21 protein-coding genes are annotated in these 22,484 nt (G+C 72.5%); 6 read left to right on the forward strand and 15 right to left on the reverse strand.

Annotated features, from left to right (window positions below; all coding sequences use genetic code 11):
- Positions 1-946: 946 nt before the first annotated feature.
- The 5 genes from AC230_RS19430 to AC230_RS19450 form a co-directional block, all read right to left on the reverse strand.
- The gene (locus tag AC230_RS19430) at positions 947-1,519 is read right to left on the reverse strand and encodes a hypothetical protein (RefSeq protein ID WP_049717581.1); all 573 of its coding nucleotides are present in this window, start codon (positions 1,517-1,519) and stop codon (positions 947-949) included.
- Positions 1,520-1,728: 209 nt separating this feature from the next.
- Positions 1,729-3,330, reverse strand: coding sequence for a glycine betaine/L-proline transporter ProP (gene proP / locus AC230_RS19435; protein WP_049717582.1), 1,602 nt, complete (start codon positions 3,328-3,330; stop codon positions 1,729-1,731).
- A gap of 142 nt (positions 3,331-3,472) precedes the next feature.
- A complete protein-coding gene (locus tag AC230_RS19440; protein ID WP_049717583.1) occupies positions 3,473-4,114 on the reverse strand; it encodes a DedA family protein in 642 nt (213 codons plus the stop codon).
- A 145-nt stretch (positions 4,115-4,259) separates the two neighbouring features.
- Positions 4,260-5,351 (reverse strand): alpha/beta hydrolase, encoded by a 1,092-nt coding sequence (locus AC230_RS19445; RefSeq protein ID WP_049717584.1) that lies wholly within the window; start codon positions 5,349-5,351, stop codon positions 4,260-4,262.
- 119 nt (positions 5,352-5,470) lie between these two features.
- Entirely contained in the window at positions 5,471-6,010 is a 540-nt protein-coding gene (locus AC230_RS19450) for a phenolic acid decarboxylase (protein ID WP_049717585.1), read from the reverse strand.
- Positions 6,011-6,146: 136 nt separating this feature from the next.
- On the opposite strand from AC230_RS19450, the gene AC230_RS19455 reads away from it, so the two are divergent.
- Positions 6,147-6,593 carry a MarR family winged helix-turn-helix transcriptional regulator gene (locus tag AC230_RS19455; protein ID WP_049717586.1) on the forward strand — a complete coding sequence of 149 codons (447 nt, stop codon included), beginning with the start codon at positions 6,147-6,149 and terminating at the stop codon, positions 6,591-6,593.
- 69 nt (positions 6,594-6,662) lie between these two features.
- On the opposite strand, the gene AC230_RS19460 is transcribed toward AC230_RS19455, so the two are convergent.
- Positions 6,663-7,088, reverse strand: a complete 426-nt coding sequence (locus AC230_RS19460; RefSeq protein ID WP_049717587.1) for a pyridoxamine 5'-phosphate oxidase family protein — start codon at positions 7,086-7,088, stop codon at positions 6,663-6,665.
- A gap of 252 nt (positions 7,089-7,340) precedes the next feature.
- On the opposite strand from AC230_RS19460, the gene AC230_RS19465 reads away from it, so the two are divergent.
- Positions 7,341-8,180, forward strand: coding sequence for a helix-turn-helix domain-containing protein (locus AC230_RS19465; protein WP_049717588.1), 840 nt, complete (start codon positions 7,341-7,343; stop codon positions 8,178-8,180).
- Between the two features lie 147 nt (positions 8,181-8,327).
- Here AC230_RS19465 and AC230_RS19470 read toward each other — a convergent pair whose 3' ends face one another.
- On the reverse strand, positions 8,328-8,876 hold the full coding sequence (locus tag AC230_RS19470; RefSeq protein ID WP_049717589.1) for a hypothetical protein: 549 nt from the start codon (positions 8,874-8,876) through the stop codon (positions 8,328-8,330).
- A gap of 412 nt (positions 8,877-9,288) precedes the next feature.
- Between AC230_RS19470 and AC230_RS19475 the strand changes: the two genes are divergently transcribed.
- Entirely contained in the window at positions 9,289-10,248 is a 960-nt protein-coding gene (locus tag AC230_RS19475; RefSeq protein ID WP_049717793.1) for an amidohydrolase family protein, read from the forward strand.
- Positions 10,249-10,316: 68 nt separating this feature from the next.
- Here the strand turns inward: AC230_RS19475 and AC230_RS19480 are convergent, their stop codons facing one another.
- Positions 10,317-10,805 carry a MarR family winged helix-turn-helix transcriptional regulator gene (locus AC230_RS19480; RefSeq protein WP_049717590.1) on the reverse strand — a complete coding sequence of 163 codons (489 nt, stop codon included), beginning with the start codon at positions 10,803-10,805 and terminating at the stop codon, positions 10,317-10,319.
- Positions 10,806-10,924: 119 nt separating this feature from the next.
- On the opposite strand from AC230_RS19480, the gene AC230_RS19485 reads away from it, so the two are divergent.
- Positions 10,925-12,553 (forward strand): DHA2 family efflux MFS transporter permease subunit, encoded by a 1,629-nt coding sequence (locus tag AC230_RS19485; protein ID WP_049717591.1) that lies wholly within the window; start codon positions 10,925-10,927, stop codon positions 12,551-12,553.
- Positions 12,554-12,620: 67 nt separating this feature from the next.
- Here the strand turns inward: AC230_RS19485 and AC230_RS19490 are convergent, their stop codons facing one another.
- Entirely contained in the window at positions 12,621-13,031 is a 411-nt protein-coding gene (locus tag AC230_RS19490) for a tetratricopeptide repeat protein (RefSeq protein WP_053161278.1), read from the reverse strand.
- 171 nt (positions 13,032-13,202) lie between these two features.
- Here AC230_RS19490 and AC230_RS19495 point away from each other — a divergent pair, with 171 nt between their 5' ends.
- A complete protein-coding gene (locus tag AC230_RS19495; protein WP_049717592.1) occupies positions 13,203-14,033 on the forward strand; it encodes a zinc-binding alcohol dehydrogenase family protein in 831 nt (276 codons plus the stop codon).
- 140 nt (positions 14,034-14,173) lie between these two features.
- Here the strand turns inward: AC230_RS19495 and AC230_RS19500 are convergent, their stop codons facing one another.
- Entirely contained in the window at positions 14,174-14,842 is a 669-nt protein-coding gene (locus AC230_RS19500; protein WP_241833291.1) for a cysteine hydrolase family protein, read from the reverse strand.
- A 250-nt stretch (positions 14,843-15,092) separates the two neighbouring features.
- Positions 15,093-16,154 carry a mechanosensitive ion channel family protein gene (locus AC230_RS19505; RefSeq protein WP_049717594.1) on the reverse strand — a complete coding sequence of 354 codons (1,062 nt, stop codon included), beginning with the start codon at positions 16,152-16,154 and terminating at the stop codon, positions 15,093-15,095.
- A gap of 318 nt (positions 16,155-16,472) precedes the next feature.
- Here AC230_RS19505 and AC230_RS19510 point away from each other — a divergent pair, with 318 nt between their 5' ends.
- Positions 16,473-17,672, forward strand: a complete 1,200-nt coding sequence (locus AC230_RS19510) for an alpha/beta hydrolase family protein (RefSeq protein WP_049717595.1) — start codon at positions 16,473-16,475, stop codon at positions 17,670-17,672.
- Positions 17,673-17,781: 109 nt separating this feature from the next.
- Here the strand turns inward: AC230_RS19510 and AC230_RS19515 are convergent, their stop codons facing one another.
- The 4 genes from AC230_RS19515 to AC230_RS19530 form a co-directional block, all read right to left on the reverse strand.
- Positions 17,782-18,666, reverse strand: a complete 885-nt coding sequence (locus AC230_RS19515) for a GNAT family N-acetyltransferase (RefSeq protein ID WP_049717596.1) — start codon at positions 18,664-18,666, stop codon at positions 17,782-17,784.
- A 54-nt stretch (positions 18,667-18,720) separates the two neighbouring features.
- Positions 18,721-19,953, reverse strand: coding sequence for a cytochrome P450 (locus AC230_RS19520; protein ID WP_049717597.1), 1,233 nt, complete (start codon positions 19,951-19,953; stop codon positions 18,721-18,723).
- A 326-nt stretch (positions 19,954-20,279) separates the two neighbouring features.
- Complete coding sequence (locus tag AC230_RS19525; RefSeq protein WP_049717598.1) at positions 20,280-21,836, reverse strand: DHA2 family efflux MFS transporter permease subunit; 1,557 nt, start codon at positions 21,834-21,836, stop codon at positions 20,280-20,282.
- On the reverse strand, positions 21,833-22,405 hold the full coding sequence (locus AC230_RS19530) for a gamma carbonic anhydrase family protein (RefSeq protein ID WP_049717599.1): 573 nt from the start codon (positions 22,403-22,405) through the stop codon (positions 21,833-21,835). The genes AC230_RS19525 and AC230_RS19530 overlap by 4 nt, the downstream gene beginning before the upstream one ends.
- Between the last annotated feature and the right edge of the window lie 79 nt (positions 22,406-22,484).

Here is a 22,484-nt window from a genome sequence, read left to right on the forward strand (position 1 = left end):
GTGTCGGTGGCCGCCCTGACTGTCAGTACCCTTCGGCGGGCCTTGTTCCGCTCAGTGAAAGGAGAAAAGGATCGTGACTTCACTGTCCGCTGCGCCGCAACGCCTTGGGCATACCGGCTTCGCGGCCATGCGTGCCAACGCGACCGCTGTCGGCATGCTTCTCGACAGCACCGGCTTGCCGGCCTCGGTCTGCATCCCCCGGCCGGAGGCGGTGTACGTCTCCGTGTCGAACTTGGACGACCTCGGCGAATGGGTCGCGGAACGTGGGGGTGAGATCCGTGTCTCGGCATGTGAGGGTGTCGAGACCTGGACTCTGCACACCTGCACTGCGTGTTCTCGGGATGGTTCACGTGTGGCTGTTCAGGTCTCCACGACTGTTCCTGAGGGCGAAGTGGTCGCAGGGTACATTCTCGCGGCTGTGCGTCCGTCGGATTCCGTGTCCGACGACAGGGCTTGGAGCGCGGAGTTCGCCTGTGCGGACTCCTCACCCGCCCCTGGTCTGACCAGACGGCGGGCCCGCCTCCTCGCCGCCATCATCGCCTCTCCCGGGAAGTGGACGACGCGCGATGTCCAGCGCCTCTACCGTGATTCGGGGGTCGGCCCCTGCCGGGGCACAGCGCGGCGGGATTTAAAGGCTCTTGCCCGGCGCGGTGCGCTGAGTCTCCACGACGAGCGCGGCCGGAGGTACTTCACGTTGCCGGCGGCCGGGGACGGTGACACCGGCCTCTAAAACCGCATTGCCGAGGGCTTGGGTTCGGGGGCTGAACCGCTTCGAAGGAGGTGGCAGAACTGCAGATGGTAGCGGGCTTGCATGTCCGCGCAGAAATCCGACGAGTTGTTTTTGTTTCCCTGTAGTGCGGTCCGGGGCCATCTTCGATGGCCCAACGGTCGGGCTGTCCCTTTCCCGCAGGTTTCTCGTCCACCGGCGAGCCGGACAAAGCAGTAATCAGGCCGCAAACCCTACGTTCGACACGTACTCGTACTGACCCCATTGGCTTCCCAGGTCCACGATCTGTTCCACCCAGGCGTCGTCCAGCCCCCGATCGTCCCCCTCGGCCCAGGCCCTCACGATCGCGTCCCATTGACGGATGTTCAGGAGGCGGAATTCGACGACGCGCTGACGCGGGCGCAGCACATGCGACTGGTCCAAGGGATGAATCTCCACGCGCGTGCCGCGGCCCTCCCTGTTCAGGCGCCCCACGAGGTACGGCGCCACGTTTCTGCGGCGCACCGTGCGATAAGCGCTCTCGATGCGTTCCAGGTTCCTTTTCGAAGGGGAACGCTTTCCGTCCAGCCATGCCTTGACCGTGCGGTCCGTGACCGACAAACCCGCCTCACGCGCGGCAGTGCGTGCGTGTCCCGAGCGGGTCAGATACCGCAGGCGCGCCACCAGGCCGCGGCGTACGGACACCGGGGTGGCGATGAAACCGGCCAGGGCGTCGAGCTGTCGCGCCACGGCCTCATGACCCTTGATGCCGCGAGCGCCGTACTTACCGAACTCGATAGTGCGTTCCGGCACTCGTCCTCACCCTCGCCAACGGCCTTCATCCTCGAATTCAACCACGTCAGAATAGCACAACTCTGCTGGTAGCGGCCTTAGTTCACTCGTCAGCGCCACGGGGAGAGGCTCTCTCGAAGCACTCGTGCGAATAAGCACGGGGAACGGCGAGAAAGCCTCTGGCCTGCTTTTGCCGACAGGTGGGAAAGGGGCCGTGATCTGCCCGGCTCTCAGTCCTCGGTGTGGTGGCGGTGGCCCGGGTGGCGCAGGCGGAGCCAGATGTCCCGGGCGTGGCGGCCGGCCTCGATGCGGCTGCGGGCGACGAGTTCGCGGGCCTCTTCCTCGGATCCCACCATGGGGCCGGAGCCGCGGAGGGGGCGGCCGGCTGTTTCGTGGAGGAAGAAGGCGGAGACGAAGCCGATGGCGCCGGCGGCCATGAGGTAGTAGGCCGGGATCATCTTGTTGTGGGTGTTCTCGATCAGGGCGGAGACCACGAGGGGGGTGGTGCCGCCGAAGAGCGAGACGGAGATGTTGTAGGAGACGGAGAGGGCTCCGTAGCGGAGCCGGGTGGGGAAGAGGGCGGGGAGGGTGGAGGCCGCGGTGCCGGCGAAGGAGACGAGCAGGAGGGCCAGGATCAGGCATCCGATGGCCGGCAGGACGGCGCCCTGGGCCTGGATGAGCAGCAGGGCGGGGATGGCGAGGGCCACGAGCGCCGCGCTGCCGGCCATGAAGACCGGTCGGCGTCCCCAGACGTCGGAGTAGCGGCCCACCGTGGTGATGGTCAGCGCGACGACGATCATGGTGCAGAGGATCAGCAGCTGGGAGGTGGTGGCGTCGCGGCCGAGGGTCTCGGTCATGTACGTGGGCAGGTAGGAGGTGACCAGGTAGTTGGTCACGTTGTAGACCACGACGAGGCCCATGCAGATCAGTACGGCCTGCCAGTGCCGGGTGAACGTCTCCTTGAGTCGTCCGTGGCCGGACTGGCGGCCTTCTTCGGCGTGTTCGGCGAGGGCGGTCGGGGACTCGTCGGGGTCGTTGGCCATGCCGACCGAGGCCGCGGCGCGGAAGGCGGGGGTTTCCTCCAGCCTCATGCGCATGTAGAGGCCGATCAGGCCGAGGGGGCCGGAGAGCAGGAAGGGCAGGCGCCAGCCCCAGTCGGTCATGGTGCTCTCGCCCAGGGTGGCGGTGAGGGTGGTGACGAGCGCGGAGCCCAGGGCGTATCCGACGAAGGTGCCGAAGTCAAGCCAGCTGCCGAGGAAGCCGCGGCGTTCGTCGGGCGAGTACTCGGCGATGTAGGTGGTGGCTCCCGCGTATTCGCCGCCGGTGGAGAAGCCCTGTACCAGGCGGCACACGAGGAGGAGGGCGGGGGCCAGCAGGCCGGCCGTGCCGTAGCCGGGCAGCAGGCCCACGGCGAAGGTGCTCACCGCCATCATGATCATGGTGGCGGAGAGGACGCGCTGGCGCCCGATGCGGTCTCCCAGGGGGCCGAAGGCCAGGCCGCCGAGGGGGCGGACCAGGAAGGCGGCGGCGAAGGTGGCGAAGGCGGAGATCACCTGGACGCCGGGGGAGCTTCCGGGGAAGAAGACCTTGCCGAGCACGGCGGCGAGGTAGGCGTACACCCCGAAGTCGAACCACTCCATCATGTTGCCGAGCGCCGCGGCGGAGACGGCCCTGCGCACCTCGGGGCGGTCGGTGACCATGACCTCTTCGAGGCTCAGGGGGCTCTTGCGGCGGCGCAGCATGATGCGGACCAGCCGGTCGGTCGCGGGGGTGCTCTCCCGCGGGGTTCTGACCTGGCCGGGCCTCGGGGCCTTCCTCGGGTCGGCGTCCATGAAGCTATTCAATCCTTATGTGCGGTTTGGCGCTCTTTGGCCTTGTGGAGGGGGGTCAGGCGCGCGCGTACCCGGGGAGATCGTTCGTAAGCGTTTTCGTACAGAGGTAAAAAGTCGTCGTCGAGAGAGCGCGGGGTGCCGGTCAGCGGCGTTTGGAGGCGGTGCGGCGGGCCCGGCGGCGTACGCGGCGGACGATCAGGACGGCGGCGACCAGGCCGAGCGCGGCGAGCAGGTACAGCTCGGAGCGTTCGATGGCTGGATAGAGGGTGTCGATGTGCTGTCCGGCGAAGTAGCCGAGGGTGACCCAGGTGCCGACCCACAGGGCGGCGCCCAGGGCGTTGAAGGCGAGGAATCTCCGCCAGGGCATCTCGCCCATCCCGGCCACGATGCCGTTGATCTGGCGGAGGCCCTCGATGAAGCGGGCGACGGTGACGACCTTGCCGCCGTGCCGGGCGAAGAACTCCTGGGCCTTGGCCACGCGCTCCTGGGTGAGGCGGACGTAGCGGCCGTAGCGGACGACCAGGCGCTTGCCGCCGTAACGGCCGATGGCGTAGCCCACGTTGTCCCCCAGGACGGCGGCGGAGAAGGCGATGCCGGCGACCATGCCGACGTTCAGCCGCCCGGCCCCCGCGTAGACCGTGGCCGCGACCATCACGGTTTCGCCCGGGACGGGGATGCCGAAGTCCTCGATGAAGACGAGGACGGCTACTGCCAGGTAGCCCCAGTGCTCCAGGACCGGGGCGAGGTCGCTGAGGAAGCCGGGGAGGGGAGGAGGAGCTGCCATGCAGGGTCTCCTCGGAGCGGGGGCGGGTCGGTGAGGGGGCGGGTCGGGTGCCGTGGGCCGGGAATCTGTTGTCCTTTACCCGGGCGGGTCCTGTCACAGTCCCTCGGGTCTCATGGGCCCCTCGGCCGGGGGTGTCGCGGTGTGCTCAGCGGGTGGCTCCGCTGCTGGGGCGGGGGCTGGAGAGGACGCGCCGGAGCCAGCGGAGCCGGGCGTCGCGGGCGTCCCGGCTGATGGCCGCGCGTGGTGCGACGGTGTCGAAGCCGTGGAAGGCTCCGGTCCATACGTGCAGTTCGGCCTGGCCGCCGGCCTGCCACAGCGCCTGGGCGTAGGCGACGCCCTCGTCCCGGAAGGTCTCGGCCGATCCGACGTCGATGTAGGCGGGCGGGAGTCCGGACAGGTCGGTGGCGCGTGCGGGTGCCGCGTAGGGCGCCAGGTCGGGGGCGCCGTGGCGGTCGCCGAGCAGTGCTCGCCAGGCGGTGGTGTTGGAGGTGCGGTCCCAGAGGTCGATGCCCGCCATCTGGTGGCTGGAGCAGGTGGTGTTGCGGTCGTCGAGCATGGGGCAGAGGAGCAGTTGCCCGATCGGTGCGGGGCCGCCCCGGTCGCGGGTGAGCAGGGCGAGGGCGGCGGCGAGTCCGCCGCCGGCGCTCTTGCCCCCGATGACGATGCGGTGGGCGTCGATGCCCAGGCGGTCCGCGTGGCCGGCCGCCCAGACGAGTCCGGTGTAGCAGGCCTCCACCTGTCCGGGGTACCGCGTCCGTGGTGCGAGGGGGTACTCGACGGAGATGACGGCCAGTTCGAGGGTGAGGGCCCATTCGCGGAGCAGGCGCGGGAGGACGGACCACGCGTTGCCCGTGATCATTCCGCCGCCGTGGAGGTAGTAGAGGAGCGGGAGGGGCCGGGGGATGCCGGCGGGGCGGGCACTGACGAGCGTGATGTCCTGGCCGCCCGGTGGGCCCGGTATGCGGAGGTCTTCCACGTCGAAGCGGCCGTCGGCCCGGAGTTCGCCGGCCGTCGGCCTGGGCCGGGCGGCGGCGTCCTGCCGTTGGCGGGCCGCGAGGTTCTGCGGGGTGACCGGCTCCCTCGTCCCCTCCCCCAACGCCCCGAGGACCACGGCCAGTTCGGGGTCGAAGGGGGGCGCGGGGGCGATCGTGTCCGGTACTTCCGCGGGGTGGGGGGACGCCGGGACGCCCGGCCCGGACGGCCCATCGGTGCTCGTGTGTACGTCGGTGTGGTCCATGGGGTGCAGTCAACCAGCCGGTGGGCCGCCGGGCCCCGGCCGCCCCGTGGGATCGCAGGAGCCGGTCGGGGCCGGGCACGGGGGCCGCCGGGCCGGCCGCGACCCCCTTCGCCCAGTGGTCAGTTGGTGCGGTCGGACCAGCCTGCGGGGAGGTCGCCGGGGGCGACGGAGACGACGTCCTCGTCGTCCTGGCCGACGTACTCGAAGAAGGTGATCTTCGCGAACTCCGGGACGACGTAGATCGGGTACGTCGGTCCCGCGTCGCGGTACTCGCGCATCCGGTCCAGGTGGTCGTTCTGGAACAGGACGGTGCGCTCGCCGTGTTCCCGGATCCAGTGCGGGAAGAAGATGGTGCCGTGCAGGCGGCGCTTGCCGGGCAGGACGTTGACGACGACGGAGGTGCCCGTGGGCTCGGTCCACGAGACCTTGTAGCAGTCGTCGTCGAGCTGGGCCAGGTCGACCTCCTGGTCCTTGACCCAGCGGCCGCCGACGTGGCCGGAGTGGATGCGGTAGTCGATGGTGCGGTCGTTCTTCACGTACATCTCGTACTGCCAGCCGTTGGCGTACGTGTAGATGAAGCGGTGGCCGACGATGCCGGACAGGTCCTGCGGGGGGACGGGCCGGTCGACGGTGGTGGTGAACGCTCCGTTGGCTGTCATGGGAAGGGCCTCCTGCTGTTGATCAAGCTTGGGGTACCCGGGCCGGCGGGCGGGTGCCCCGTCCGTCACCCGGCACTATTTGAGTTTGCCACAAAACTATTTTGTGGCAAACGGAAGGGTGGCGCAGAATGGGGTCATGGACACCGCGACCAGGTTCAGCCGGCTCATCGGCCCGCTGCGCCGCGCCGTACTGCGCACCCGCCGGGCCGACAAGGACCTGCCCGACCTTCCCGAGGCCCAGATCGAGCTGCTGCGGCTGCTCGCCGGAAGCGGCCGGCTGACGCCCCGGGAGGCGGCGGCGCGGCTGCGCGTCGCCCCCTCCACCGTCAGCAACCTCGTGCGCACCATGAGCGCCGCCGGTCTGGTCGAGCGCACGCCCTCGTCGACGGACCTGCGGACGGTCCACCTGTCCGCCTCGGCGGCCGCCCTCGGCATGCTCGACCGCTACGACCACATCAGCACCACCGCCCTGCGCCGGGCCCTCGGAAGCCTGAGCCCGCGGAGCCGCGAGGCGATCGAGCGTGCCCTGCCCGCTCTGGACGAGTTGCTGGTCGCGCTGGAGGCGGAGGGGAAGGGCGAGTAGCCGGGCGTTCCCGCTCGGGGGCGGGGGCAGCGAGGCCGCGGGGGCGCGAGGGCTACGGGGGCTGTGTGTCTAGAAGGCGCCCAGGTCCGCGGACAGCCAGTGCTCGGGGCGCATGTAGATGTCGACGTGGTCACCGAGCCGGGTTCGTTCGTACTCGACGAAGGCGGCGGCCTTGTCCGGGGGCAGATAGCGTGCGGCCATCGCATAGGCGCTGTCCGGGCCGCCGGCGGTGATCCCGGTGACCGGGCCCTCGACGGACACGTAGCGGACCGTCGGTTCTGTCCGCTGTGCCATCAGGCTGAACCGGCCGGCGGAGCGGATCGCCCGGGCCTTCCGCGAGTCCGGTCCCGTACGGATCCGCAGCTCACCGCCGGGTGTGTAGTGGTACCAGATGGGGACGGTCAGCGGTGCGCGGTCGGGGCCGCGCGTGACCGCCAGCGCGCCGATGTGGGGTTCGGCCAGGAATTGCTCTCGTTCGTGGACGGAAAGCGCCATGCGCTCGAACGTAGCACCGGGGTCCGGCGGCCCGGCGGTGGCGGAACCGCGCGTTCCCCGATCGGCGGGCAGGGCGGCGGAGCAGGGTCAACAGGACTTGTAGGCGTGACCGTCCGCGCCGGCGGGCCTCACCTCCCGGGGGCGTCCGGTCGGTTGCCACGGTGTTTTTCGCGTCGTTTCCGCCTGCCGGAACAGGCCACAGCGGGCGGCTGTCCCTTTCCCCCGGGGGAACGGCGCTCGTAGGGTGACGTCATGGCAGTGGAGCGACGTGTGCATCTGCGCTCCGACGACGTGTACGTCGCCGATGTGAGCTGCGGCGGCCCGCCACGGAGCTGGACCGAGCCGCGTCCGGCCCCCGTCTTCGGTCTCGTCCTCGTCCGGCGGGGTGTCGTCCGTTCACGGGTCGACGGGGTCGAGCAGCTCATGGACCCGGCGACCGTCTTCGTGGAACGCCTCGGCGTGGAGCAGCAGTTCGCCCATCCGCTGGGGGGCGACGCCTATACGGAGATCGTTCTGTCCGAGCCCGCCGTGGCGTCCCTGCTGGACGACGACCCCGGCATTCCCTCCGGTCTGGTGCACGTCTCCCCCACGATCGGACTGCGGCACAGGCTGCTGCTCGCGCGGGCGCGTGCGGAGGACGGGGACGGCTTCGAGGTCGCCGAGAACTCGGTGCGGCTCGCCGCCACGATCTTCGCTCAGCTGGCCCCGGACCGGGTGGCGGCCGGGCGGCCCGCCACGGAGGCCGCGCGCCGGCGACTCGTCGACGACGCGCGGACCGCGCTGGCCGTGCGTCCGGGGCTGCGGCTGGACGCGCTGAGCCGGGAGGTGGGGTGTTCGCCCCACCATCTCAGCCGTGTCTTCGCCGACGTCACCGGCACCACGCTCAGTCACTACCGCAACCGGTTGCGGACCGCGCAGGTGCTGGACCGGCTCAGCGAGGGTGAGCGGGACCTCCGCCAGCTCGCCCTTGAACTCGGCTTCGCCGACCAGGCCCATATGACCCATGTGGTGCGTCGTGCCACGGGCTACCCGCCCGGCCGGCTGCGGGCCCTTCTCGGGGTGGGCGGGGTGGTGGTGGCGCGGGAGGCGTGAGGGCTCGTGCGGGGGGCGGGGGTCGGCGCGGGGCGGTTGGCGGGGGTCCGTCGCGGAAGCCCCGGCGCTCGTGGGATCTTCCGGGATGTCCGTCCGGGGCTTCGTGCGGGCCGGCGGGCGGGGTCGGCCGGCGGTCCGCGGGCGTGGTCAGAGCCAGCTGACGCGGGCGTTCGTGATGTCCTCGCCTGCCCGGTCCTCGGGCGGGCGGGCCAGTTCGCCCTTGGCCACGCCGTCGAGCAGCTTCCGTACGGCGGCCATGATGTCGGGGACGGCGTTGCGGAGGTCCTCGGCGTCGCGCGGTCCCGCCTCCGAGGCCGGGACGCGGGCCTCCGCGAGGAGCGTGTCCAGGTCGGCCAGCCTTGCGGCCACCCAGTCCAGCGGCGCGGCGGACAGGTCGTCGTCGAAGACGCGCTCGCCGGGTTCCCAGCCCTCGAACGCCGGGTGGTGGTGCGCCCGGTCGAAGCTGCCCATCGGCCCCGCCACCGATTCCAGGAGGTCGGCGCGCCACACGGGGCGGTCGACGACGATGGGCCGGGACGCGTAGATGCTGCCCGGCAGGTCTCCTGGGCGCAGGACGCGGACCTCCAGGCGCACTCCGCGTTCGGCGCCCTCCTGGCCCGGGATCGGGTCCGGGTCCACGAAGTACAGGTCGCTCGCCACCACGCCGATCCGCTCGAAGCCGAAGGCGTACAGCATGTGTCCTCCTGGGCGGTGTTCCGATGGAAGCACTGGCACCAGGGTGCGGTGGCGGGGGCCGGTTCGCCAGGGGGCGTTGTTCTGTGCGGTCGCCTTGGGGACGGTGAAGTGGGGGCCGTGGGGGGTTGGTTGGGGCCTTGGAGGCGTGTTGTCGGCACGAGTGGCGTTGGTGGGAGGGGTATGCGGCGGGGGGGGGCGCCTTCCCCGTCGTCGTTCATCGACGGGGACGTCCCCGTCCGTCCCGGCCGGAGAGATCAGGAACGGCATCGCGTGCGTTTGCGGGCTCCTGGCGGGCGGCTCAGCCTGGTGGTGGGGACCGCATGCGTGTGAGGGGTCCGGTTATGGCCCTGCCGGGGAAAGTCTGCTGGTCACGGACCTGTCGCGGGGTGAGATGGACGTGAGGAGGCGGTTCATGCGCATCGACGTCCATGCCCATGTGTGGACCGACGAATACCTCGACCTGCTGGAGGGGTTCGGGAAGACCGACACGGCCTTCCAGCGCGGTGTGGGGGCGGGGCTGGACGAGCGGGAGATCGAGGCGCGGTTCGCGTTGCTGGACTCGGCGGGGGTCACCCGTCAGGTGCTCTCCGCGGCCCCCCAGTCGCCCCACTTCGCGGATCCGCGGCACGCGGCGCGGGCGGCGCGTTCCGTGAACGACCTGTACGCCGAGACGGTGGCTCACTGGCCGGAGAGGTTCATGGCCCTCGCCTCCCTGCCCCTCCCCCACACCGACCTCGCGCTGGAGGAACTGGCCCGGTGTCTGGACGAACTCGGCCTGCACGGGGCGTGTGTGACCACGTCCGTCCTGGGCCGGTCCCTCGCCGATCCCGTCTTCGCGCCCGTCCTCGCCGAGCTCGACCGCCGCGGCGCCGTCCTGTTCGTCCATCCCGCCGGGTGCGGCGGGGGCAGCCCGCTGGTGACGGATTTCCGCCTGACCTGGTCGGTGGGTGCGCCCCTCGAGGACACCATCGCCGTCGCCCATCTCGTGCGGGCGGGGATTCCGGGGCGGTTCCCGCGCGTCAAGTTCGTCGCCTCCCACCTGGGCGGGGCGTTGCCGATGCTGTTGCAGCGCATGGACGACCAGTACGCCTGGGAATGGGACGTTCCGGAGCTTGCGGAGAAGCCGAGCGCCACCGCGCGGCGCCTGTGGTACGACAGCGTCGGCCACGGCCACGCGCCCGCCCTGTGGGCGGCCGTCGAATCCCTCGGCGCCGACCGGATCGTGCTGGGCACGGACTTTCCCTACGAGGACGGCGACCTCTTCCGCACGGCTGTCGCCTACATCGCGGAGTCGGGGCTTCCGCCGGGACAGGCGGAGAAGATCCTGGACGGGAACGCGCGGGGGCTGTTCGGGTTGGGGTCTGCTGGGTGAGAGGGGCGTTGGTTCGCTGTTCCCTGGCTCCCTCGCCGTGACGCCCGTTGTGCCGGAAGGGTCGGGAGTCAGGGTGTGTCGGGCGTGGCGAGGCCGGTGTCCATGGTCGTGCGCAGCTCGGTGAGCACGGTCTCGAACTGCCGGAGCAATGCGGGCGGATACTGGGACAGGATCCGTTCCTGGTGGGCGTTGATGGGGTCGAAGAAGGCGTCCGCGAGTTCCTTGGCGCGGGTGCTGCAGCGCAGCGTGACGATCCGTCGGTCTGTGTGCTCGCGGGTGCGGGTGATGTAGCCGGCCTGTTCCAGGCGGTTCAGCAGTGCCGTCATCGCGCCGGACGAGAGGGGGATGCGCCGGCCGAGCAGGGCGGGTGAGATCGGAGTGCCCGCCTCCTCGGCGGTGGCGATCTCGAGGAGTGCGAAGGCGTCGGTGGAGTGCACGCCGAGCCGGTCCGCGAAACGCCGGCCGAGTTCCGTGAACGTCGCGCCGTAGGCCCTGAGTCCTTCCACGAGGCGTTCCCGCTGGGCCGCGACACCGTCGGGCGTCACCGGCTCGTCCATCGTCCCTGGCCTCCTTTTCACCACGCCGCCGCCATCCCTCGCGTCGGCCGTACGCCTTTGACAACCTACCGCCCCCAATCTACCTTCATCGCAAAGTTACTTCATGATGGAGGTACTTGGTGAACGCGAAGGTCCCCCTCCCCTCCACCGCCCGGCGCCTGCCGGGCCTTGTCGTGATAGCCCTGGGTGTCTCGCTGGTCGTGGTGGACGCCACGGTCGCGAACGTGATCGTCGCCCCCGTCGTCGAAGACCTCGGCATCAGTTCCACGCAGGTGCAGTGGGTCCAGGAGTCGTACGCGATCGTCTTCGCGGCGCTGCTCCTGCTGGCCGGCCGTCTCACCGATGCCGTCGGGGCGAGGAGGGTCTTCCTCGCCGGCGTCGCCCTGTTCGGCGTCACCAGCGTGTCGGCCGGGGTCGCGCCGGACGGCACGTCGCTGATCCTGGCCCGCGCACTGCAGGGTGCGGGGGCGGCGATGATCCTGCCGGCTTCCCTGGCCCTGCTCAACGCCGGGTCCACCGGCCGGGAACGCGGCCGGGCGTTCGCCGTGTGGGGCTCCACCATCGGGGCGGCGTCGGCTCTCGGCCCCCTGCTGGGCGGCTGGCTCGCCGAACACGCCTCCTGGCGCTGGGTGTTCGCGGTCAACGTCCCTGCGACCGCCCTGCTCTGCGTCGGTGCGCTGGTCTGCCTCAGGCCGTCGTCCGCGAAGGGCGGGCGCTTCGACGCGGCGGGCAGCGTCCTTTCCGTCGCCGGTCTCGGTCTGCTCGCTTTCGGTCTGGTCGATGGGCGGGTGTACGGCTGGGTGTTGAGCGTTCGTCCGCTGCATGTCGCCGGGTTCGTCTGGGACGGAGGGCCGTCGCCCGTCCTCGTCGCGCTCGTCCTGGCGGCCGCGGCACTGCCGGCGTTCGTCCGCCGCCAGGTGACGCTTGTCCGGCGTGGTGATGCGGAGCGGGCGCTGATGGACGTCCGCCTGTTCTCAAGGGCTTCCTTCCGCGGCGGCAATATCGTGACGGCGGTGATCGGGATGGGCGAGTTCGGTGTCATCGCGGTGCTGCCCATGTGGCTCCAATTCGCCCTCGGATACAGCGCTTTGGAGGCGGGACTGGCTCTCGTTCCGCTGGCCGCGGGAAGCTTCGTCGCCAGCGGCGCGAGCTTCGGGGCTGCGGCCGTCACACCGCTGCGGCAGGTTCGCGCCGGACTCGTCCTGGAGGCGGCCGGGCTCGCCGCACTGGGTGGCGTCGCGTCCCCGGACAGCCCGTGGTGGGCCGTCGCCCCGGTGCTCTTCCTCTACGGCACCGGTGTGGGTTTCGCCACCGCCCAGGTGACCAATGTCGCCCTCGCCGATGTGCCCGGGGCGGACGCCGGGCAGGGGTCGGGTGTCCAGAGCGCCTTCCGTCAGCTGGGCTCGGCGCTCGGTATCGCCCTGCTGACCACGGTCTTCTTCAGTGTGCTCCGCGCCGGTCTGCACGATCGCCTCCTCGGCACCGGGTTGCCCGCCGGGGAGGTCCACGTCCTCACCCGTGCCATCACCGACAGCGCGGGAGCCGCCATCGAGCCGCTGGCCGCCCAGTCCTCCTCCGCGGCCGCCGCCGACGCCGCGAAGGCGGCGATGACGCAGGCCATGACCTACAGCGCCTTTGCGGCGTCGGCCTTCGTCCTGCTGGGGCTGGCGGCGACGGCGTTCGTGCCGGCACGGGCGGGATCCGCGTCCGAACCCTCGGGGACGGAACGGCGCGCTCTGCGGTCGTGAGGCAGCGGCCTGCCCGTCGGGGCGGACGCCGGCGCGGCTTCGGCGTCCGGGGGCTCATGCGGGTGGGTTATTGGACCGAGCTGTCGCGCAGGGCCTCGGCGTAGCGGGCGAGGGAGCGGTTGTAGCGAGGGAGGTGGTGCGAAAGAGCGTTCAACGCGAGGGCCGTGGCTTCTCGTTCGCGGCCGGTGTCGGCGAGGGCCAGGGCCAGGAAGGCGTCGACGGCGTCGGCGAGGTCGGCGGTGGCTTCGTCCAGTGAGGAGGGGTCCAGTGCGCGTTCGGCCGTCAAGAGGGCGATGCTCTCGTCGGGTCGGCCGAGGTTGCGGAGGGTGCTGGCGCGTTGGATGACGGCGCGGCGGCGTCGGTGGCCGGTCAGGCCTGCAGCGAGGGCCTGGCGGTAGAGCGGGGCCGCTGCGCCGGGTTGGCCGGTGCTGTCGTGGGCGGAGGCGATACGGATCCCTCTCCGGCCCCACTGTCGCATCGGCGTCCCGATCCTTCGGAGTTCCCATGAGCAACCGGTACGTCCGCGCCGCCGTCCTGCACGGCACGGGTCAGGCACCACGCTACGAGCCGTTTCCGGGCGCCGGTCGCCGATGCCGATCACGTCGTCGTCAGGGTCGCGGCGGCAGCCTTGAAGCCGTCCGATCGCCTCATGGCCGACGGGCTGCACTACGCGCCTGCCGTTCTGCCGCATGTGGCGGGGCTGGACGGGGTGGGGCGGCTCGAGGACGGGACACGCGTGGCGTTCTTCGCTCCCCGGGCGCCGTACGGAGGGATGGCCGAGGAGGTGCTGGTCCGCCGCGGGATGTGGATCCCGGTCCCCGGCGGGGCGGACGATGTGACGGCCGCGGCGCTGCTCAACCCTGGGGTGACCGCCTGGAAGGCGGTGGCGTGGGAGGGGCGGCTCACAGCCGGGCAGTCGGTGTTGGTGCTCGGCGCGACCGGGGCCTCGGGACGCGTCGCGGCCCTGCTGGCCGCGCGGCGTGGCGCACGGGTCGTCGCCGCCGGGCGCAACCGGCCAGTCCTGGAGCGGCTGGTGGAGGCGAGTGGTGTGCATGCCACGATCTGGCTTGGGCTGCCCCCTGACGAACTCGCCGACGTCATCGGCTCCTTGGGCCCTTTCGACCTGATCGTCGACTATCTCTGGGGACCGCCGGCCGAGGCGGTGTTCGCCGCCCTGGCCCGTGATGACCGGCCTTCCGGCCGACCGCCGGGGCTCGTCCGCCACCTCCTGGTCGGCATGACCGCCGGCGAGGTGGCCCGCGTACCCGCCGCGGCCCTGCGGAAGGCCCCGGTCCAGGTGGTCGGCAGCGGGACCGGCGGGCGGGCACCGCTCGCCGACGTGGCCGCCGCCTTCGGGGAGTTGCTGGATGACGCGGCGCGGGGTGAGCTGATGCTGGACGTCGATGCGGTGCCGCTCGCCGATGTGGAGAAGGTGTGGGGACGGGGCGATGATGCGCGGCGTGTGGTGTTTGTTCCGTGAGCGGGAGGCTCCATGACCGGGTGCTCGGCCGGGGTGGGCGACTACGCGGCCGGCCCTGCTCGCGGGGACGGGCACGGCGCCCTCCTCGCCTGTCGGCCACAACTCGTCGCGGCAGGCGGTTGACAGCCGCGCGAGGCGGGTCAGGTGCCGGGCGTGCGGCGGTCCCCTCCTCGGCCCGCGTCCGCCTCCGAGAGCCGGGCGGCGATCTCGTCGGCGCTCAGGACGAGCGCGAAACCCTTGCGGAGTACGGCGAGTTCGGGTTCCTGGCGGGACTCGTCGTCGGTGGCCGTGGTGTCGGAGCCGAACACGACGTGGTACCCGCGCTCGTACGCCTGCCGGGCCGTGGTGCCGCAGCAGTAGTTGGTGAGGGTGCCCGTGATGACGACCGTGTCGCGGCCGAGGTTGCGCAGGACGGTGTCCAGCGGGGTGTCGTAGAACGCCCCGTAGGACGGTTTGCGGATCAGCACCTCGTCGCTGCGGAAGCCCGACTCGCCCCAGACCTCGGCCGGTCCTGGTCTGCGCCATTCCGTATCGGCGTGCGGCATGTGGCGCAGGGCGTGGGGGCGGTCGAGCCCCAGGTGGGTGTCGTCGAAGACCGTCCAGATCACGGGGACGTCCAGGGCGCGGCAGTGCTCGACGAGCCGTCGCAGCCTGGGGACCATCCTGGTCGCGGCGGGAACCCAGTACGGACTCCAGCCGGGGCGGACGAACTCGTCCTGCATGTCGATGACGAGGAGCGCCGAGCGGTCGGGATGTACCGGGAACGACGCGTGTCCCCGCGCGTAGGCCGCCCGTGCGCGCCGTGTCACCCATTCCTCCGTGTAAGCCACGCGATCCTCCAACGTCGGTTCGGTGAACGCCACTTCGAAGGGCGGAGGGTAACAAAGGGGAAGGCGACAGCACCTGGTGTTTTTCCGGGAGGGGCCGGTCAGGGATTCCGGGTGCCGCGCCTTCCATGGGCCTCATGCCCGTCTGCTCGCGACGCCTGAGGAGGTCGTCGAGACCTTCGGCCGGAGGCCCTTGGCTGTGACGGGTCGACCGGCCGTCACCGCGTCCGGGTCACGGCACGCGCAGGCGCGGGATCGCCGGCTCGGTGGTGTGCTGGAGGGCGACCGTCCGTGCGGGGACGGGGATGCGGATGCCTTCGGCGGCGTAGCGCCGGTGGAGGCGCTTGATGAATTCGTGTTTGATGCGGTACTTGTCGCTGAATTCGCCGACGCCGAGGATGACGGTGAAGCCGATGCGGTGGTCGCCGAACGTGTGGAAGCGGACGGCGGGTTCGTGCTCGGGGTCGGCGCCGCTGACCTGTTGCATGACCTCGTCGGCGACGTCGGTGGTGACGCGTTCGACGTGTTCCAGGTCGCTGTCGTAGGCCACGCCGACCTGGACGGTGACGGACAGCTTCTGCTCGGGCCGGTTGAAGTTGGTCATGTTGGTGCCGGCGAGCTTGGCGTTGGGGATGATGACCAGGTTGTTGGAGAGCTGCTCGACGACGGTGTTGCGCCAGTTGATGTCGACGACGTAGCCCTCCTCGCCGCTGCTGAGGCGTATGTAGTCGCCGGGCTGGACGGTCTTCGAGACGAGGATGTGCACGCCGGCGAAGAGGTTGGCGAGGGTGTCCTTGAGGGCGAGGGCGATGGCGAGGCCGCCCACGCCGAGGGCGGTGAGCAGCGGGGCGATGGAGATGCCGCAGCTCTCGAGGATGACGAGGAAGCCGATCGCCAGCACCGTGACGCGGGTGATGTTGACGAAGATGGTGGCGGATCCGGCCACGCCGGAGCGGGACTGGGCGACGCTGCGCACCAGGCCGCTGATGACGCGTGCGGCGGCGAAGGAGGCGGTCGCCATGACGCCGGCGGTCAGGATCTGGTTGACGGTGTGCCCGACGGTGCGGGTGAGCGGGAGGGCCGCGGCGGCGGCCGCGAGGCCGGCGGCGACCGCGGCCCAGGGGGCGACGGTGCGCAGGACGTCGACGATGATGTCGTCCCCGGTCCACTTGGTCCTGCGGGCCCGCTCGCCGAGCCAGCGGAGGACCACCCGCAGCACGAGGGCCGCGGCCAGGCCGGCGGCCACCGCGATGCCGGCGGTGATGATGTCGTGCAGCGTCAGATCCCGGCTCATCGGTGTCCTCCCTCCGTTCCGGGGAACGGGGCGGCGGCGCGGTGGGCCGCCGGAAGCCCGGAGCATTGATTCGTCACGTGTACCTGCCTGCTTGTCCCGTGGGATCACGATCGCGCCGGGCGGTGGGTGTGCCCGGCGCGGGATGTCATCCTGCACCACCCCGGGGGCGCCTTCGCACCGGTGGGTGCCGCTGTGCGCTGGGGATGTGGCGGCTTGTCAGTTTTGTGCGCTTCCGTCGGCGAAGGCTGAGGGTCCGTTACCGGCCATCGGCCCGGCGGGCCGCCCGTCGTGGCAGGTGGGCGGCCTAGGCTGCGGGTCATGACGAGACTCATGCGTACAGCTGCCGCGGCCGCGCTCGCTCTCTGTGCCGCGTTCACCGCTCCCAGCACGGCACTGGCCTCCTCCTCCGCCTCGGGTGCGCACGCCGTGGACGCGTCCGCGGCCCGGGCCGCCACCGCGGCGGCCGAGCACGCGGAACTGCCGCACTCCACCGGCCCGTACGGTGTCGGCCGCAGCACGCTCCAGCTGACCGACCACAGCCGCAAGGACCCGTGGGTGCCGGAGGCCGGGGACCGCCGGCTGATGGTCGACGTCTTCTACCCGGCGCTGCGCGGTACGGGCACCCCGGCCCCGTACGCCTCGGCCGAGGAGATACGCCAACTGCTCGCGGCGCGGGGGCTGGAGGGCGTCCCGCCCGAGGCCGTGAGCCGGACGCGGATCGACAGCCGCACCGGCGCCCTGCCCGCCGGCGGCCGGCATCCGCTGGTGGTCCTCTCGCCGGGCTTCAGCGTCGCCCGGTACACGCTCACCGCCCTCGCCGAGGAGCTGAGCAGCCGGGGGTACGTCGTCGCGTCCGTGGACCACGCCTACGAGGCCGTGGGCGCGGCCTTCGGCGACCGCGTCCTGCCGTGCGCGGCCTGCGAGAAGGCGCGGACGCCCGAGGACTTCCACCGCCTGGTCACGGGGCGCGCCGCGGACGTGTCCTTCGTCCTGGACCGGCTGACCGGTCCGCGGGCGGCGTGGCCGTACGCGCGGATGATCGACGAGAAGCGGATCGGCATGGCCGGGCACTCCATCGGCGGGGCGAGCGCGGCGGCCGCGATGGCGGCGGACGGCCGGATCCGGGCGGGTGTCAACATGGACGGCGCCTTCCAGGGGGCCGTTCCGGCGGAGGGTCTGGGCGGACGGGCCTTCATGATGCTCGGCACGGACGACGAGACGCACCGGCCGGGCGGCAGGGACACGTCCTGGGACGAGGCGTGGGCGCGGCTGGGCGGCTGGAAGCGGTGGCTGACGGTGGAGCGGGCGGACCACTTCACGTTCACCGACGCGCCCGTGCTCACCGAGCAGGTCTTCCCGCCGAGCGTCCCCCGGCCGGCGCTGTCGGGCGAGCGTTCGGTGGCCATCACCCGGGCGTACACGGCCGCGTTCTTCGACCGGAATCTGCGGCACCTGCCGCAGCCGCTGCTGGAGGGCCCGTCGCCGGCCCACCCGGAGGTGCGTTTCAACAACCCGTGAGCGGTCCGGCGTAGGTGACGAACCGGACGCCCGGCCGGAAGCCGGCCCACACGTAGAGGGCGGGCGCGCCGGTCGGGCTCGCGGTGTCGACGACCAGGTCGGCGCGTTCCTAGCCGAGTTCGCGCGCCCGGTGCAGAGTGCGGGCCAGCAGGGCGCGGGCCGCGCCGCGGCCGCGGTGGGCCCGGCGGGTGCCGAGGAAGGCCAGGGTGCAGGAGCGGACCCCGGTGGCGGCCGCGTCGGCGGCGTACGCGTCGGTGAGGAGGTACGCGGCCACGCGGTCGCCGGAGTCGAGGAGGAGTCCGGAGAGTCCGGCCCGGAAGGAGGGGCCGCCGGGTCCCCAGGCCCGCCAGTCCTCGGTGTCCGTCCCGGTGAAGTCCCAGTGGTCGGCGAAGGCCTCGTTGTGCGCGAGGCGGGTCGCCTCCTCGTGGTCCGGGGTGTAGGGCACCGGGCGCAGTCCCTCGGGGACGGCCGCCCGCGGGATGCGGTCCGGGTGGAGGTCGTGGGTCATGCCCGCCCAGTGGCGGCGGGGGGTGAAGCCGGTGCGGTGGGCGAGCGCGGCCAGGCCGGTGTTGGTGGCCACGCCGGTGAGGAGCAGTTCGCCGGGGGCGGTGTGGCCGCGCTCGGCGTGCACAGCGCGGGCGCGGTGGCGCAGCCGGCGGACCAGTTCGCCGCCGAGGCCCTGGCGGCGGTGTGCCGGGTGGACGGCGGCCGCGGCCTCGAAGCGTACGACGTCCCGTACCCGCTCGGGTTGGTACAGGGCGGCGTAGGCCGTCAACTGCCCGTTCCGCCACAGGCCGACGGAGTCGGCGGCCAGGTCGAGCTTGGGGTCGGCGAGTTCCGACCGGATGTCGGTCTCGTCGAAGTGCGTCCCGGAGCGGTCGGCGCGTTCGACGGCGGCGCGCAGGGCGGTGAGGGCGGGGGCGTCGGCGGGGGTGAGGGGGCGTGCGGGCGGGGTGTGCGGGTTGTCATGCCCACTGAGCAGGTGGTCGTCCATACCGCAGGGTACGGAACGGGCCGCCGCGGGCGGGTGGCGGGGCCACGGTCCGGTTCACCACTCCACGAGCAGCCGCGCCGGGGCGATGACGTTGATCCCCGGTTCGTAGACCCTGGGCTGGTCGGGGACGAGGCGCAGGGTCGGGTGGTGGTGGAGGAGGGTGGTGACGGCGGTGCGGACGGTGGTGCGGGCGAGGTGGGCGCCGAGGCAGTAGTGCAGGCCGTGGGAGAAGTGCAGGCTGGTGCCGAGGCGGGGGCGGGCCGGGTCGTGGTCGTCGGGGTGCTCGAAGCGGCGTTCGTCGCGGTCGGCGGAGGCGATCAGGGCCCACAGACCGGCGCCGGCGGGGATGCGGGCGCCGCCGAGTTCGGTGGGGTGCGCGACCGTGCGGAAGACGCCGAGGGCGGGGCCGGAGCGGCGCAGGCTTTCGGCGAAGCAGTGGTCGAAGAGGTGGGGGCGGGACAGGAGGGTGTCGCGGCGGCGGGGGTCCTCCAGGAGTTCGCGGCACAGGACGGTCAGGGCGTAGCCGGTGGGGCCGATGCCCGCGGTGACGATGTCGAAGCTGATGAGGCTGATCAACTCGGCTTCGGTGTAGGCGTTCTGGGCGGTCAGGAAGCTGATGAGGTCGTCTGCGGGGCGGCGGGTGCGGCGGGCGATGAGGGCGGAGAGGTAGGTTTCCCACTCCTGGACGTCGCGGGCGTAGGGGAGTTGGCGCTCGGGCGGCGGGCTGCCGAAGAAGAACTCGCTGACGGCGCGGTGGTAGCGCAGGATGCGGTCGCGGTCCTCCTCGGGGAGGCCGGTCAGTGTCATGACGAGGTCGGTGGCGAGGGGCCGTGCGTAGGCGGCGACGAGGTCGGCCGGGGGCTCGTCCGGGAGGAGGGCGGCGCGGTGTTCGGCGATGGCCCGGATGCGGGGTTCGAGGCGGGCGGCGCCCTGGGCGGAGAGGTAGGGGGCGACGGGCCGGCGCAGGCGGTCGTGGGTGGGGCGGCCGTCGAAGCCCATGTTGGGCGCGGTGAAGGTGGCGGTCGCGGCGAGGAGGGAGCGGACGTCGGGCGGGTAGGCGCCGAGGATGACGGAGCGGGTGGAGGCGGGGAAGCGTTCGGCGTCCTTGAGGACGGTGAGGACGTCCTCGTAGCGGGTGACGATCCAGACGTTCAGTTCCTCGCTGAAGAACACCGGTGCGTCGGCGCGGAGTTGCCGGAGGAGCGGGTGGAGGCCGGCGGCGGACGGGGCCAGGAAGGCCGCGGAGACCGCGGCGGACGACAGGGCCGGGCAGTGGGTTTCCGGCACGGTGCCACCTGCTCTCGTTCGTGTGCTTCCCCCGTGAACGGAGCGCCGGGCAGGTCCCGTTGGCGCTCCTGTCCTTCGAGTCTGGCACCGGCGGCGGCGGTTGGGCGGCGCGGCCTGGCGGCGGGTGGGGCCGGGGAGTGCGGCCGGGGTGGTGGCGGGTGCGGTCCGGGGGGCACGGGGGTCGCCGTCCGTACCGTTCGCCGGGCGCGGGAAGGGGTGCGCGCCCCCTGCCGTGGGGCGCGCTCCGCCGCCGTGCGCAGGGGTGTTGGGGGCGGCGGGGGGAGGGCGGGGGGCGACGGAGGGCGTAGGCGGCCGGCGCCGCCCTGCTACTCGGCGAGCGGCAGGGACGGTTCGGTGGCCGCGGGCCGGTCGCCGCGCAGCAGGAGGGTGACGACGGCGGTGGCGCCCACCAGGACGAGGGCGGCGCCGAAGAGGGCCTGGTGGAGGCCGGCGACGAAGGACTGTTCGACCCAGGTGCGGGCGGCGGCCGCGGCGCCGCCGGGGGCGGCCCGTTCGAGGCCGGCGGCGGCGCCGTGGCGGAGCACGGAGGTGACGAGGTCCCGGGCGGTGCCGTCGGGGAGGCCGCCGGCGGTGGCCCGTTCGTACAGGGAGTCGCGCATGCGGCCGGTCAGGACGGCGCCGAGGGCGGCGACGCCGACGACACCGCCGAGTTCGCGCAGGGTGTCCATGAGCGCGGAGGCCATGGCGGTGCGGTCGGCGGGGGCGCGCAGGACGGTGGCGATGACGGCGGAGACGAAGGTCAGGCCGACTCCGGTGCCGAGGACGGGCAGCAGCCAGCCGTAGGAGGCGTAGGCCGCGTCGCGTCCCTGCCGGGTGAGGCCGAGCAGGGCGATGGCGCACAGGGCCGTTCCGCAGAGCAGGGGCAGGCGGGGGCCGTGGCGGGCGCAGAGCGCGCCGGCGAGGGGGGCGGTGAGGGCGATCAGGGCGGAGGCGGTCAGGAAGACGGCCCCGGCGCCGGTGGGTGACCAGCCGAGGATGTTCTGCAGGTAGAGGGTGAGGAAGAAGACGGAGCCGAAGAGGCCCAGGGCGGTGGCGAAGCAGGCGGTGGCGGCCGCGGCGGCGACGGGGTCGCGCAGCAGCCGGATCTCCAGCATGGGGGCGGTGCCGCGCGCCTCGGCGAGGGCGAAGGCCGGCAGGGCGAGGGCGGCGAGCGCGAGGGTGGTCAGCACGGCGGGGTCGTCCCAGCCGTCCACCGGGCCCTGCACCAGGGCGTACACGAGGCTGCCGAGGCCGGTCACGGCCAGGAGCTGGCCGCGCGGGTCCCAGCGGGCCGGTGCCGGGGGCACGTCGGGCAGGCTGCGCAGCGCGAAGTGGAGGACGGCGGCGCCGACCGGCAGGTTGATCCACATGACGCTGCGCCAGCCGAGGAGGTCGACCAGGGGGCCGCCGATGGTGGGGCCGAGGGCGACGCCGAGTCCGCCGGCGCCGCCGCGGACGCCCATGGCGCGGGTGCGGTGGACGGGGTTGGTGAAGACGTGCCGCAGCAGGGCCATGCCGGGGGGCATGAGGACGGCGGCGCCGACGCCCTGGACGACGCGTCCGGTCACCAGGCAGCCCCAGGTGAGGGCGAGCGAGCTGAGCGCGGAGCCGGTGCAGAAGGCCAGGAGGCCGGTGACGAAGGCGCGGCGCTGGCCGAGCCGGTCGCCGAGGACACTGCCGGAGAGCAGGCAGGCGGCGAAGGGCAGGGTGTAGCCGGCGACGACCCACTGCAGTCCGCTGACGCCGAGGTCCATTTCGGCGGCGATGCGCGGCAGGGCGTTGTTCATGGCGAGGTTGTCGAGCATGGCCATGAAGACGGAGCTCGACACGACGGCCAGGGCGGTGGCCCGCCGGCCGCGGCGGCGGGCGTGGACGCCGCTCACGCGAGGGGGGCCGGGTCCGCGCCGTCCGTGGTCCGGTAGAGGCGCAGGAGTCCGAGGTAGGTGTGGGTGGCGGCGGTGATGAGCGCCTTGTCCTCGTCGGTGAGTTCGCGGACGACGGCGGCGTGGGGGCCGGCGACGAGGGTGTTCGGGGGGACGCGCCGGTCCGGGGGGACGACGGTGCCTGCGGCGACGATGCTCCAGGGGCCGGCGTGGGTGCCGTTCTGGAGGACGGCTCCCATGCCGACGAGGACGTCGTCCTCGATCCGGCAGCCGTGGAGGACGGCGTTGTGGCCGACGGAGACGCGGGCGCCGAGGCGGACGGGGAAGCCGGGGTCGGCGTGGACGACGGTGCCGTCCTGGACGTTGCTCTCGGGGCCGATGTGGATCTCGTCGCCGTCGGCGCGCAGGACGGTGTGGAACCAGACGCTGGCCCGGTCGCCGACGTGGACGCCGCCGGCGAGGACGGCGGTGGGGGCGACGAACGCGGTGGGGGCGACGGCGGGCGGGGAGCCGAGGAGGGGGACGGTGAGGGGGGCCGGGACGGTGGCGGGGGTGATGGCGGTGTTCATGGAGTGCGGCTTCCCTTTACCGCCCGCCGGGGCATCCCCTGTGCCACCGATCGGGTGAAATGTGCGGCGCCCGGGTGCG

It is taken from the genome of Streptomyces caatingaensis (genome assembly GCF_001187435.1).
In the GTDB taxonomy this organism is placed as follows: Bacteria; Actinomycetota; Actinomycetes; order Streptomycetales; family Streptomycetaceae; genus Streptomyces; species Streptomyces caatingaensis.

Coding starts and splice junctions, on each gene's coding strand:
- proP (WP_049717582.1), bottom strand. CDS start 3,330: ATGGACGCCGACCCGAGGAAGGCCCCGAGGCCCGGCCAGGTCAGAACC.
- AC230_RS19440 (WP_049717583.1), bottom strand. CDS start 4,114: ATGGCAGCTCCTCCTCCCCTCCCCGGCTTCCTCAGCGACCTCGCCCCG.
- AC230_RS19445 (WP_049717584.1), bottom strand. CDS start 5,351: ATGGACCACACCGACGTACACACGAGCACCGATGGGCCGTCCGGGCCG.
- AC230_RS19450 (WP_049717585.1), bottom strand. CDS start 6,010: ATGACAGCCAACGGAGCGTTCACCACCACCGTCGACCGGCCCGTCCCC.
- AC230_RS19455 (WP_049717586.1), top strand. CDS start 6,147: ATGGACACCGCGACCAGGTTCAGCCGGCTCATCGGCCCGCTGCGCCGC.
- AC230_RS19460 (WP_049717587.1), bottom strand. CDS start 7,088: ATGGCGCTTTCCGTCCACGAACGAGAGCAATTCCTGGCCGAACCCCAC.
- AC230_RS19465 (WP_049717588.1), top strand. CDS start 7,341: ATGGCAGTGGAGCGACGTGTGCATCTGCGCTCCGACGACGTGTACGTC.
- AC230_RS19470 (WP_049717589.1), bottom strand. CDS start 8,876: ATGCTGTACGCCTTCGGCTTCGAGCGGATCGGCGTGGTGGCGAGCGAC.
- AC230_RS19475 (WP_049717793.1), top strand. CDS start 9,289: ATGCGCATCGACGTCCATGCCCATGTGTGGACCGACGAATACCTCGAC.
- AC230_RS19480 (WP_049717590.1), bottom strand. CDS start 10,805: ATGGACGAGCCGGTGACGCCCGACGGTGTCGCGGCCCAGCGGGAACGC.
- AC230_RS19490 (WP_053161278.1), bottom strand. CDS start 13,031: ATGCGACAGTGGGGCCGGAGAGGGATCCGTATCGCCTCCGCCCACGAC.
- AC230_RS19495 (WP_049717592.1), top strand. CDS start 13,203: ATGGCCGACGGGCTGCACTACGCGCCTGCCGTTCTGCCGCATGTGGCG.
- AC230_RS19505 (WP_049717594.1), bottom strand. CDS start 16,154: ATGAGCCGGGATCTGACGCTGCACGACATCATCACCGCCGGCATCGCG.
- AC230_RS19510 (WP_049717595.1), top strand. CDS start 16,473: ATGACGAGACTCATGCGTACAGCTGCCGCGGCCGCGCTCGCTCTCTGT.
- AC230_RS19515 (WP_049717596.1), bottom strand. CDS start 18,666: ATGGACGACCACCTGCTCAGTGGGCATGACAACCCGCACACCCCGCCC.
- AC230_RS19530 (WP_049717599.1), bottom strand. CDS start 22,405: ATGAACACCGCCATCACCCCCGCCACCGTCCCGGCCCCCCTCACCGTC.